Here is a 12,100-nt window from a genome sequence, read left to right as displayed (position 1 = left end):
GGTTCAGCGCCTGCCCCGCGTGCGCGTCGCCAGAACATTGCGGATCGAGAAGCTGGAATGAATCCGGAGGACGCCGGGCAAGGTCGACAATATCTCCTTGTGAATCCGTTCGAACTCGCCCGCACTGGCAACCTCCACGCGCAGCAGGTAGTCAGATCCGCCCGTCATCAGAAAACATTCGCGGATTTCCGGATGCCGACGCACCGCCGCTTCGAAGCGATCGAGATGATCCTCCGTCTGCCGTTCGAGGGTGATGTTGATAATCACGGCGATCATTTCATCCGCATTGCCGGTATCCACCAGCGCCGTATAGCCGCGGATGATGCCTGATTTTTCCATGATCTTGATGCGCCTGAGGCAGGCCGACGCCGAAAGGCCGATCTCGGCGGCGAGTTTGGCGTTGCTCATACGCGCGTCAAGGCGCAACAGCCTGAGGATATTGCGGTCGACCGTGTCGAGGGCGGGCATGACGGTTTCCTTCAGATCTTGGCTGATTATGCGAATAATATGCAGTATGCGCAATAATAAGCGACAATATCATCGGCAATTTCGCTCATTATTTCATAAGCTCCTGATATCGAGATGGGGTGGACATGGATAGCGATATTTTGGTTTCCCGCAGACGCACCGCTACGATCACGCAGGGAGCCACGGGCTATCTGACGATCGATCTTGCCGCGCTCGGCCGCAATTATTCGAAGCTTGCATCGATGCTCGCGCCGGTCCGCGCGGGCGCCGTCGTCAAGGCAGACGCTTATGGTCTCGGCGCCGAGCGGGTCGCCCAAACGCTCTACGATCAGGGCTGCAGGCATTTCTTCGTCGCCCAGTTCGTCGAGGCCGTGAGGCTGCGGCCGGCTCTTGCTAAGGCTGCGCAGATATTCGTGCTGAACGGCTTGCAGCCCGGCAGCGAGCTCGCCTGCGCCGAAAGCGGCATCGTTCCGGTTCTCAATTCGCTCGCGCAGTGGCGGCAATGGTCGGCGACGGCGCGCCGGTTGAAGCGCAGCCTGCCGGCCGTTCTGCAGTTTGACACCGGCATGTCGCGGCTCGGTTTTCCCGAGGAAGAGAGAGCCGAATTGGCGGCAGCCATCCGCGACGGCGCCAATGTCGAAATCCTGTTCATCATGAGCCACCTGGCCTGCGCCGACGACCTGGAGAGCAGCCAGAACGGCGAACAGATTGCCGAGATGGCGCGCATTGCCGATGAATTTCCCGGTTTCGACATCTCCTTCGCCAATTCCGGCGGCGTCTTTCTCGGCGATGCCTATCATGGTGTGCTCGCCCGCCCGGGCATCGCCCTTTACGGCGGCGCACCGAATGCCGGCGGCAAGAGCCCGATGGAACCGGTCGTCAGGCTGGATGTCGCGGTCGTGCAGACGCGCACCGTACCTTCAGGCACCAAGATCGGCTATGGCGGCGCGTATGTGACGCGCAGCCAAACCCGCCTCGCCACCATTGCCGCCGGTTACGCCGACGGCCTGCCGCGCAGTCTCGGCGACCGCGGCGCCGTTTATCACAAGGGCATCCGTCTGCCGATCGTGGGGCGCGTGTCGATGGACAGCGCGACCGTCGACATCACTGCTTTGCCCGAAGGGGCGCTGAGCCTCGGGAGCCTCGTCGAAGTGCTTGGTCCCAACCAGACGCTCGAAGACGTGGCTGGCGATGCCGGAACGATATCTTACGAAATACTAACCGGTTTGGGCGATCGTTACGACAGGCACTATTGCTGAGAGCCCGCCGGCATTGTTCTTGAGGAAATCATGAAAGTCATTGTTCTGGGTGCCGGCATCGTCGGCGTCACATCCGCCTATCAGCTGGCCAAATCAGGTCATGAGGTCACCGTCGTCGACCGGCAATCGGGGCCGGCGCTGGAGACGAGCTTTGCCAATGCCGGCGAAGTCTCCTTCGGATATTGCTCGCCATGGGCGGCACCCGGCATTCCGATGAAGGCCATGAAATGGCTGTTCATGAAACATGCGCCGCTCATCCTGCGCCCGAAATTGGACATGGCCATGCTCTCCTGGATGGCGAGGATGCTGTCCAACTGCACCTCCGAGCGCTATGCAATCAACAAGAGCCGCATGCTGCGCCTTGCCGATTATAGCCGCATCGCGCTCGCCGAGCTTCGCGCCGAAACCGGCATCGCCTATGACGAACGCATGCTGGGAACCCTGCAGCTGTTCCGCACGCAGCAGCAGCTCGATGCCTCGGCGAAAGACGTCAAGGCGCTCGCCGCTGACGGCATTCCCTATGAGGTGCTGGACCGGGACGGCTGCATCCGGGTCGAACCGGCGCTGAAGCGCGTGCGCGACAAGATTGTCGGCGGCCTTCTGACGCCGAAAGACGAGACCGGTGACTGTTTCAAATTCACCAATGCGCTGGCCGTCAAAGCCGAAGCGCTCGGCGTCCGCTTCGCCTATGGGACGACGATCAAGGCGCTGGACGTCGAAGCAGGCCGCGTGCGCGGGGTCGTCACCGATCGCGATCTCGATCGCGAGCGCGAACGCATGGACGCGGATGCCGTGGTGGTTGCCCTCGGCAGCTATTCGCCGCTGCTGCTCAAGCCGTTCGGCATCGGCCTGCCGGTCTATCCGGTCAAGGGCTATTCGCTGACCATCCCGATCACCGATGCATCGCGTGCGCCGGAATCGACCGTCATGGACGAGACCTTCAAGATCGCCATCACTCGGCTCGGCGACCGCATCCGCGTCGGCGGCATGGCAGAGATATCAGGCTATACCAATGATCTCGGGCTCGCTCGCCGCAGCACGCTCGAACATTCCGTCACCGATCTCTTCCCCGGTGGCGATGTGTCCAAGGCCTCCTTCTGGTCCGGCCTGCGGCCGATGACACCGGATGGAACGCCGGTCATCGGCCCGACGAAGATCGGCGGCCTCTTCCTCAATACCGGTCACGGCACCCTTGGCTGGACCATGAGCACGGGGTCGGCAAGGCTCATCAGCGACCTCGTCAGCGCCCGTACCCCTGAGATCGATTCGCGGGATCTTGCGGTCAGCCGCTACGCGTGAAATCCCGGCGAAGTAGCGCAAAGAAAGAAGAGTATTATCCCAGAGAATAACTATACTCGTGGGAAATTATCGTGAGGTGGTGAATGTCCGTTGGTTCCGATGCGCCCCTCCCTTATCCGGCCGGGCAAAATTCGTCATTTTGGGAAACGGCATACAGCGGAACAGACCCGGATGCCCTCTCGGAGATATTGTCGACATCGGCCTCTCCGATCAAGGCTGCCGCGCAAGCCAATTCCTCCATCGCATATCGCTGCAATTTCGTCTCGGCGGGGGATCTGACCATAGCCGACTGCGCCTATGACGGCGCAATCTCGCTCAGGCGGGAGGCGCCGAGCAGCAAAGTAATCATATTCCTGCCGGTTGAGGGAAATGCAGTCTTCGATGCCGGACAGGAACCGATCCATTCCGTTCCGGGTCGCGGCGCCATCCTGGGAGCGGGTCGCGCCACCGGCGCCCGTCTGCTCGGCTCTCGCCGCCATCTCGGCTTATTCGTCGATCAGGCGAGGATCAACGGGCAACTCACGCATATGTTCGAGCGAACGATCACCGGTGATGCCGGTTTTCTTCCCCATTTCGACCTGACGGCTGGCCCGGGGCTGTTGTTGCGGCAACTCGTTGCGAACCTGTATCGTGGACTTGGCGGGGGCGGGCTGCTGCAGGAATCGCCGCTGGCCATCAGCGCGCTCTGCGACGCGGCGATCTTCCTGCTTCTCGAGACCTTTCCGCATCGCTATTCGAACGAGCTGGCGCTTCCTGCGCCTGCGCCGGCTCCGCGCCATGTGAAATGGGCCATCGATTTCATGCATGCGCACATCACGGAACCGATCTCGCTGAATGAGATCGCGATGGCAGCCAAGGTGAGCATTCGGACGTTGCAGCAGGGCTTCCGGCAGTTCAGGAACACCACTCCGATCGCCTATCTCCATGAAATCCGCATGGTCGCCGCCCGTCGAGACCTCGTCGAATCCGGTGCGAAACAGGCTGTCGCCGATGTCGCGCTCAGATGGGGATTTACCCATCTCGGGCGTTTTGCCGCCGAATACAAGAAGCGTTTCGGCGAGCTACCGTCGCAGACGCTGAAGCGCTGAACTCCGCCTCGGCGTCCAGACGGTTCCATCGGCGACGGACCGAGCGTCCGATCGCCGACGGCAAATGCTCTAGGCCGCGCGTTTCAGGGCCTCCCCAAGCGTCGAGACGAGCGTGTCGATCTGCTCCTTCTCGATGATCAGCGGTGGAGACAGAGCGATGATGTCGCCGGTCACGCGGATCAGCAGCCCCTTGTTGAAGCAGTCGACGAAGACGTCGTAGGCGCGCTTTCCGGCAGCACCGTCACGCGGCGCCAGTTCGATCGCGCCGACCAGGCCGAGATTGCGGATGTCAACGACGTGCGCGAGGCCCTTCAATGAGTGCAGGGCGTCCTGCCAATATTCGGCCAGGTCGGATGCACGCGTCAGCAGCCCTTCTTCCTCGTAGATTTCGAGGGTGGCGAGCCCTGCGGCGCAAGCGACCGGATGGCCGGAATAGGTGTAGCCGTGGAAGAGTTCGATCGCATTATCGGGTCCGACCATAAGTCCGTCATGGACCTTACGGCTGGCAAAGACGGCGCCCATGGGTACGGCGCCGTTGGTCAGGCCCTTCGCCGTGGTGACCAGATCGGGAACGACGCCGAAATAGTCGACCGCGAAAGGTGTGCCGAGACGACCGAAGCCGGTGATGACTTCGTCAAAAATCAGCAGGATGCCGTACTTGTCGGCGGTCGCGCGCAGCCTTTCCAGATATCCCTTCGGCGGCAGGACAACACCCGCCGATCCCGACATCGGCTCGACGATGACAGCGGCGATGGTTTCGGCGCCGTGCAGCTGCACCAGGCGTTCGAGATCGTCGGCCAGTTCGACGCCATGCGTGGGAAGCCCCTTTGAAAAGGCATTGCGCCCGATATCCAGCGTATGGCGCATGTGATCGGCCGGGATCTGCGGGAAGACCCGCCGATTGTTGACGAGGCCACCGACGGAAATGCCGCCGAAGCCGACGCCGTGATAGCCTTTTTCACGGCCGATGATCCGAGTGCGGGTGCCCTGGCCGATGGCGCGCTGGTAGGCGATGGCGATCTTCAGGGCCGTGTCGACCGATTCCGAGCCCGAGCCGGTGAAGAAGACCCTGTCGAGCTTGGCGTCAGCGCCGCCCGGTGCGTTCGCAGCGAGCTTGGCGGCGAAGTCGAAGGCGATCGGATGCCCCATCTGGAAGGTCGGCGCATAGTCGAGCGTGGCAAGCTGCCGCTCGACCGCCTGGGCGATCTTCCTGCGGCCGTGGCCGGCGTTGCAGCACCAGAGCCCGGCCGTGCCGTCCAGCACCCGGTTTCCATCGACGTCGGTGTAATACATCCCTTCGGCAGCGGCCAGCAGGCGCGGCGCGGCCTTGAATTGCCGGTTGGCGGTGAACGGCATCCAGAAATTTTCGAGTACGGGCGCATTCGTCTTGCTGATCTGGTCCATCCTGGCCTCCTTTGAAATCGCCTGGAGAATGGCAATTTCCATCTTTCAAACAAGTCCTTTTCTTTGGTGATGCAAGTTATTGAAATTGAACAATGAAGAAGATAGGTTTTGCGATATTCTGGACAAAGCAAACGGATCCATCATGTCAGTCGACATCGGCAGCCGCCTTCGCCACCTGCGCATCGCTCACAAGCTTTCCCAGCGTGAGCTCGCCAAACGCACCGGTGTACCGAACTCGACGATCTCACTGATCGAATCGAATGCCTCCAATCCTTCGGTCGGAGCTCTGAAGCGAATCCTCGATGGCATTCCGATCGGGCTGGCGGAATTCTTCGCCTTCGAACCGGAGCGTCCGAAAAAGGCCTTTTACGCCGCCGAAGAACTGGTGGAGATCGGCAAGGGTGCCATTTCCTACAAGCAAGTCGGCGAAACCCTGTTCGGGCGCAGCCTGCAGATGCTGAAGGAATGCTACCAGCCGGGTGCCGACACCGGAAAAATTCCCCTTGTTCACGAAGGGGAGGAGGGCGGAATCGTGCTCTCGGGAAGACTCGAGGTCACGGTCGACGACGAGCGGCGGATCCTTGGACCGGGAGACGCTTATTATTTCGAAAGCCGGCGCCCGCATCGGTTCCGCTGCGTCGGACCGGTGCCCTGCGACGTTATCAGCGCCTGCACGCCACCGACCTTTTAACGCAATTTCAGAATGCGTGCAGTGTTTTCGGAAGGATGATCCCGAAGGCGGATCGGTAAGGATCCGCCTTCGGCGGTTGATCTTGACTTAGTCGTTCGCCGATACCTTGACGCCGAGCACCGTAGGAATGGTGTTCGGCGCGCCCATGGCAGCACCGACAATCATCGGCACCGGAACCGGCTTTTCCGGGGCGGCGCTGATCGTCAGACTCTTCGGCCCGTCGAGATAGGTGTTGAGGGCCGCCGATATCTGGTTTTGCAGTTCCGGCATGTTGAGTTGCGCCATCATCATCGGAACCAGCGCCTTCAGCGATTGCGCCAGCTCGTCGCCCGTGACGCCCTGCTTCGCGCCGGCATAGTCGAGCGCTTTCTTGGTGATCGAGGCGTCGTCGAAGCGGATCGAGGCGCTGTTGAACGTCAGCTGCTGCATCAGCCCCATCATCGCAAGTCCGCCGGCTTGGTTGGCCTCTTCCTTGTTCGGATTGGCTTCGGCTGTCTTGACCGCCTCCTGCAGCGACTTGATGAAGCCGAGCGTATAACCGGAGAAGTCGACGGCGAAGTTCAGCCGGCCGACATTCTTGAAATCGAAAGCATATTCGTCGAGGACAACCTTGCCGCTTTCGACTTCCCAGCTTCCCTTCATCGTCATGGTGCCGTCGAGCGTCGTCAGTCCGAGCTTCTCGATGGCCTCCTTCGCAGCCGCGTCCTCGACCTGCGACAGGTCGGCCTTGAAGCCGGCGACGTTGGCGTCATAGGCAAAGCCGCCGTCCTGGCGCCCCATATTTGCCTCGACCCCTTCGATCGCAAGCACGTCCTTGCCCTTGATGTTGAGAGCGATCGGCCCGGTGCTGGCGGTTTCATAGAGGAGGATATCGTCCAGCGTCTCGCCGGTCGCATTGGCGGGAATCGTCAGGCCGGTGAACAGAATCTCCTTGGCGGAAAAGCGTCCTCCTTCCTGGCTGATATCAACATCCGGGAAGGAAAGGGTCTTGGCGTAATAGGCGCCGCCTTCTTTTTCCTCGACGCCCTCGAAGGTGAGGTCGCCGATCTTCAGCGTGTCGCCGGGCAGGTTCGCAAATCCCACCTGGACGCCTGTTGCCGTCACCGTGTCGCCGTCGACTTCGGCCTTCTCGAAGGTGATGACCGTGCCGCCGGCATTGGTCGCGGCGCTGAGCTTTTTCATCATATCGGCGCCGTCGAGGGCGAGCGCCGGGCCGGCCAGCGTCAGGAACGCGGTGCTTGCCATCATCAGGTGGAAATTGCGCATAGGCTTCATGGAGATGTCCTTGTGTGGAAAGTGGATGCGGGGAAATTCATGGAATATGCCCCGCCGCGCCTGCTCGCAGAGCGGCCGGGACGTCACGGTTCGTCAGATCAGCTAATTGGGGGTGATGCGATCGGGATCGGCCGGAACCGGCGGGCCGGAGAAATTCGGCCACCCCGCCGCCGGTGGGCGGGCGAGGAAATTTTCTCTAGCCAAAGTAGTCTTGTGACTCATGGGCAGAGCTAAATTGCATTTCCTGAAATTTTGCAACCGCGATTTTCGCCGGCCAAGCGGAATCCGTCACGCTTGCCGGCGATGCCGACGCATTCGAGGATCGTGGTGCGGCAAACACCCGCCTCCTCCTTGCAAAAATAGGTCCTGGCTTTTTGTTGCGAGCGGCTTCTGTTCAACGCATTGGCCGTGACCAAGACATGGGTGGCAAGCCGTTTGAATTGCCACGGCGGCGTACGTCGCTCCTTCTCGATCACCTCGACGTGGTAATAGGGATCGCCTTCCCTGGATCGGGAACCTTGTGGACGGTGGCCCAGCGGACGGTCCGCGGCGAGACGGAGAAAAAATGTCGGTTGGCCGCCCCACCGCTTCGTCGCGTGCCCAACTCGTCTGGCCCAAATTCGCGGCGACTGCTAAAACCACGGTCAGGGATTTTCGCTGGGGCGTATGCGCTTCAGCTGCTGCGCCCCTCGATGCGGGCAAGCACGCCGTCGAGCGCTGCGGTCAGCGCGGCAAGGCCGCCCTTCTTGTCAACGTGGGAGAGAACCTGCTCGTTCAATCCGCCCTTGGTGGCGAATTCGCGGCTTAGCGCGCTGAACGGCTCTGTGCCTGGGCTGTTGGCCTTCTGCGCCAGGCTTGCGAAAAGCGGCGCAATGTAGGCATTTGCTTTCGGCCTTTCGAGGCCGCTTTTTTCCAGCCAGACGGCTACGGTTTGCATGATGCCGAAATAGGTCGACATCACAGCGCTCGCCGCTGCGAGCAGATCGTATTCCTTTTTCGTCTGGCACTGGACGGCGGTTCCGAGCGTATCGAACAGCGCCGCGACGGCGGCATCCGGCGGGAGGATGGCGGTGACGCCTTGCCGCTGCGCGACGAAGGGCAGGGGGATGGCCTGGACGAGGTGCACGTCGGTGCCGATCCAATCGAGAAGCGCCTGGCGCTCGGTCGCGGCTACGAGGCTGACGACCACCTGGCCGGTTCTGAACGACAGCGCGCGCACGACCTCTTCGGCGATCTGCGGCCGGATCGCCAGGAAAACCATATCGCTGCGATCGACGACGCTTTGGTTATCCCCGGCAATCCTGACGGAGGCGAACTCCTCTGCCAAAGTCGCGGCAATGTGGGCGCTTCGTGGAGAAACGTGAACCTCGCTGGCATAGGCCGGTTCGGTCAGAAGTCCGCGCACCATCGCTTCGGTAATGGCGCCGGTGCCGACGAATCCAATGCTCTTGACGCTCATGTGATTACTCCGCTGCCCGCAACGGCCCCAGCGCGACATCCGTCGTGTAGTTCTCGCGCATGAAGTTGATGAAATTGTCCTGGAACTGGCGCGTATGGGCCTGAGCGAGTTCGTCGGCCCAGCTCGACATTCTCGTCCCTGATGGCGTCGAGCATCAGCGTGTGCTCGTCGGTCAGCAGATAGCCTTCGTGCGTCCGCTCCAGATATTCAAAATGCAGGTGCAGCATGCGCTGGCCCTGCGACAAAAGCTTCTCGTAGAATGAAGCCAGATACTGATTTTTTCCGGCATGGGCGATTGCCATGTGGAATTCCTTGTTGGCTTCCGACATGGCGAGATGATTGCCTGTCTTGACCGCAGCCTCAAACGACTTCAGCCGCTTGGCGATGATCTTCAGATCGGCTTCCGTCCTCAGTGCCGCGGCAAGCCGCGTATTCATCCGCTGCGCGATGTCGAGCGCCTCGACATATTTCGGAAAGGTTGCCACTTCGATCGGCGCGACGATCGTGCTGCGGTTGGAAAGCGTCACCACCAGCTCGTCGGCACCCAGTCGGATCAGCGCTTCGCGCACCGGCGAGCGCGACATGTCGAAACGTTCGGCCAGCGTCATCTCGTCGAGAAGCTGGCCGGGTGGCAGAGCGAGCGACAGAATCTCATTGCGCAGCGTTTCATAGACGCTTTTCCAGCCGGTCCCGCGGATGCGTTTCACTTCCGATTCTTCAGGCACCTAAGTACCTTTCTCCAGACGCCAGGCCCATTGGGCCAGAAAAACAGCGTGCCGGCAATGTAATTTTTGGGCTTGCCTTTGTCGACACGCTGTTGACACATCCTTTCCAGTCGACACGCAGCCGACAAGAAAACAACAGAAACGGCCAGAGCCGACGAGTGGAACCGCGCGCTTCGCACATTCCTCGTCAGCACGATCCGTTCGGTGAACGACCGGCTGGAACGATATATCCGGGTGCAATCGACCCTGTCGCACGGCAAGCAGACGGCGGACCGCGAACTTCGGCAAATCGTCGAAGCCTGCCTGGAGCGGGAGGAGGACAAGGCAGCAGAGCTGGTCTATGGTCACATCATGAGCGCGTGCCAATCGCTGCTCAAACATCTGCCCGGGAAGACGTCCGTTTAGCCGCCAGTCTCCGCAATCCTCGTGATGGCCTCAAGCACGGCGCGGGACATCTTCAGCCCTTCCGATGCAGGCCTCGGATATTCGATGCCGCTGACGCCGGGTACGAAGACGCCGTGGTCCTGCAGGCGGTCGGCCTGGCGGCGCGCGAGTTCGACAAGGCCGTCGCCGGCGCGTCCCGGCATCATCGCGACAATCGTCAGCCCGACAGCGGGGCTGGCGCTCCCCGATCTGAAAGACGGTGCATCCAATGACCAGGGGCCGCCGGATAGGCCGGCCGACAGCATTTCCACCATCAGCGCCACATTAGCGCCCTTGCGCCCGCCGAAGGGAAGGAGGGCTCCGCCGAGCGCCCTTGCGGCATCCAGAGTTTCCTGTCCCGCTTCATCGACAGCCCATCCCTCCGGGATGCTGCGTCCGTCCGCTGCGGCCGCGACGACGTTGACATAGGCGGTCGCGCTCGAAGCCTGGTCGATGAGGAGCGGGGGCGATCCGTCGCCAAGCGGAAAGCCGAAGGCCATCGGAATCGTACTGTAGACGGCGGGGCCGCCCGCTTTGGCGACCACCATGGCATTGGCGTTGGTTGCGGCGATGCCGACGATCCCTTCGCCCGCGAGACGGCGAACGTAATAGCCGAGTTCTCCTGTGGTATAGCTGTTCGTTTGCGTGAAGACCGCGACCCCGAGCGTACGCACCGCTTCGACCAGATCCTTGAAGGCAAGATCGAAACCGAGCTGCGCTATCCCCCGATCGGCGTCCGCGGCGAAGAAGGCGGGGTAAGGACGCTCACAGGTGGGAGCGGGGTCGCGATTGAGGCGGCCCTCGCGGAAGCTGTCGAGGTAATCGACGAAATGCGGAAACCCGACGGCCGGGGGTCCATAAAGCGCGGCGGACAAGGTGGCGTCCACGAGGGAACGGGCGGTGGCTTCGCTGGCGCCTGCCGCCCGGCAGGCGCGCATCATGTACAGACATGTCCATTTTCCTGCTGCTCAGTTGACAAGCCTATGTTTAAGGGGCGCGACGCATCGCCTTTGCGATGATCCCGCTTTCGTTTCGGATGTCATGCGTTTACAAGCGGAAGCTGTAAAGATTCGACCGAACGGAGGCATTGATCTTGCATATCGTGCGTCGCGCGCTGTTGGGGTCTCTATGGGCCCTGATCGGCTGGAAACCTTCTTTCGCTATCGACACCAGCCCAGAAACAATCACGCAGGAGGAGGCGTCGTCGGTGACACCCCGGCATGTCCTCTGTTTCCTCGGGCGGGATCGCGACCTCAGCCAATTGTCCGAAGCGGCGGCCAAAGCCATCCGTGATTTCGCCACCGGCTTCAGCGTCGATGAGGATTATTCGCAGACGGAGCCGGATGACCGCATGAATCGGTCATTCGATGTCTGCTGGGATCGGGTCGAACCCGATGCATGGAACGAGGCGGACGAGAAAGCCGTCGCCGATCATCAATCCGTCCTCTATGTCCTCGGGCCGAGCATGGCGCGAGCAGACACCGTCGAGGTGTCGATGACGGCCCTGCGCCTCGTCGAGCGGTTGATCGAGGCGGGAGCGGTTGCCGTCAAGGGCGAAAGCGCCGGTATCGCACATGGATTGGATCGATGGAGAAAGCTGGCCGGCCAAGGCGTCGAAGCGAAGAACGCCGGCGATCCGCTCGCCCAGCAGCGCGTGGGTCGTCTGGCCTTCGCAAAGCGGCCGCTCTCGGCGCGCGGTTATCTGGAAAGCGTCGGCTTCCATCTCGTGGGGCTGCCGGAGGTCTATGTTCCGGAGACGGCGGGCAGCCAAAGACAGGTCGTTGCCATCATCGATGCAGTTGCCGACGAGATCGGCAAGCAGGGTCTCGATCGGACGCTCAAGGCGCGGGGCGCAAGCCTCTCCTTCGATTCCGCCTATGACGTCGACGAGTTCAAGTTCAATCCCTACGGCATCGTCAAGGTCGCCGGGTGAGCCGGCTCGATCTTGGGGTAATTGGCCTGCGACAGGGCGAAGCGCTGGATCGACTCTGCAGCTACTCGCGCATACG

The 12,100-nt window shown here is 61.5% G+C and carries 12 protein-coding genes and 1 pseudogene; 6 read left to right on the top strand and 7 right to left on the bottom strand.

The window, feature by feature from the left end; translation table 11 throughout:
- Window positions 1-3: 3 nt before the first annotated feature.
- Window positions 4-468 (bottom strand): Lrp/AsnC family transcriptional regulator, encoded by a 465-nt coding sequence (locus AMK00_RS29615; protein WP_064812893.1) that lies wholly within the window; start codon window positions 466-468, stop codon window positions 4-6.
- A gap of 125 nt (window positions 469-593) precedes the next feature.
- Here AMK00_RS29615 and alr point away from each other — a divergent pair, with 125 nt between their 5' ends.
- From alr to AMK00_RS29600, 3 genes are all read left to right on the top strand, one after another.
- On the top strand, window positions 594-1,727 hold the full coding sequence (gene alr / locus AMK00_RS29610; RefSeq protein ID WP_064812891.1) for an alanine racemase: 1,134 nt from the start codon (window positions 594-596) through the stop codon (window positions 1,725-1,727).
- A 30-nt stretch (window positions 1,728-1,757) separates the two neighbouring features.
- Window positions 1,758-3,026, top strand: coding sequence for a D-amino acid dehydrogenase (locus tag AMK00_RS29605; RefSeq protein WP_064812889.1), 1,269 nt, complete (start codon window positions 1,758-1,760; stop codon window positions 3,024-3,026).
- Between the two features lie 83 nt (window positions 3,027-3,109).
- The gene (locus AMK00_RS29600; protein WP_064812887.1) at window positions 3,110-4,114 is read left to right on the top strand and encodes an AraC family transcriptional regulator; all 1,005 of its coding nucleotides are present in this window, start codon (window positions 3,110-3,112) and stop codon (window positions 4,112-4,114) included.
- 69 nt (window positions 4,115-4,183) lie between these two features.
- On the opposite strand, the gene AMK00_RS29595 is transcribed toward AMK00_RS29600, so the two are convergent.
- Window positions 4,184-5,518, bottom strand: coding sequence for an aspartate aminotransferase family protein (locus AMK00_RS29595; protein ID WP_064813223.1), 1,335 nt, complete (start codon window positions 5,516-5,518; stop codon window positions 4,184-4,186).
- Between the two features lie 142 nt (window positions 5,519-5,660).
- On the opposite strand from AMK00_RS29595, the gene AMK00_RS29590 reads away from it, so the two are divergent.
- Window positions 5,661-6,209, top strand: coding sequence for a cupin domain-containing protein (locus AMK00_RS29590; protein WP_064813221.1), 549 nt, complete (start codon window positions 5,661-5,663; stop codon window positions 6,207-6,209).
- A gap of 87 nt (window positions 6,210-6,296) precedes the next feature.
- Here AMK00_RS29590 and AMK00_RS29585 read toward each other — a convergent pair whose 3' ends face one another.
- From AMK00_RS29585 to AMK00_RS29570, 4 genes and pseudogenes are all read right to left on the bottom strand, one after another.
- Complete coding sequence (locus AMK00_RS29585; protein WP_064812885.1) at window positions 6,297-7,484, bottom strand: hypothetical protein; 1,188 nt, start codon at window positions 7,482-7,484, stop codon at window positions 6,297-6,299.
- 230 nt (window positions 7,485-7,714) lie between these two features.
- A complete protein-coding gene (locus AMK00_RS33385) occupies window positions 7,715-7,960 on the bottom strand; it encodes a DUF5086 family protein (protein WP_237350526.1) in 246 nt (81 codons plus the stop codon).
- Between the two features lie 197 nt (window positions 7,961-8,157).
- The gene (locus AMK00_RS29575; RefSeq protein WP_064812883.1) at window positions 8,158-8,943 is read right to left on the bottom strand and encodes a pyrroline-5-carboxylate reductase; all 786 of its coding nucleotides are present in this window, start codon (window positions 8,941-8,943) and stop codon (window positions 8,158-8,160) included.
- Window positions 8,944-8,947: 4 nt separating this feature from the next.
- Window positions 8,948-9,668: pseudogene (locus AMK00_RS29570) on the bottom strand (GntR family transcriptional regulator).
- Window positions 9,669-9,767: 99 nt separating this feature from the next.
- On the opposite strand from AMK00_RS29570, the gene AMK00_RS29565 reads away from it, so the two are divergent.
- Window positions 9,768-10,073, top strand: coding sequence for an FCD domain-containing protein (locus AMK00_RS29565; RefSeq protein WP_257784638.1), 306 nt, complete (start codon window positions 9,768-9,770; stop codon window positions 10,071-10,073).
- Here AMK00_RS29565 and AMK00_RS29560 read toward each other — a convergent pair.
- On the bottom strand, window positions 10,070-11,032 hold the full coding sequence (locus AMK00_RS29560; RefSeq protein WP_064812879.1) for an Ldh family oxidoreductase: 963 nt from the start codon (window positions 11,030-11,032) through the stop codon (window positions 10,070-10,072). The genes AMK00_RS29565 and AMK00_RS29560 overlap by 4 nt on opposite strands.
- A gap of 152 nt (window positions 11,033-11,184) precedes the next feature.
- On the opposite strand from AMK00_RS29560, the gene AMK00_RS29555 reads away from it, so the two are divergent.
- On the top strand, window positions 11,185-12,024 hold the full coding sequence (locus AMK00_RS29555) for a hypothetical protein (protein ID WP_064813219.1): 840 nt from the start codon (window positions 11,185-11,187) through the stop codon (window positions 12,022-12,024).
- Window positions 12,025-12,100: the final 76 nt, after the last annotated feature.

The organism is Rhizobium sp. N621, from assembly GCF_001664325.1.
Classification (GTDB): domain Bacteria; phylum Pseudomonadota; class Alphaproteobacteria; order Rhizobiales; family Rhizobiaceae; genus Rhizobium; species Rhizobium esperanzae.
The sequence above is the reverse complement of the archived record's forward strand: the minus strand, read 5'-3'. Positions and strand labels throughout refer to the sequence as shown.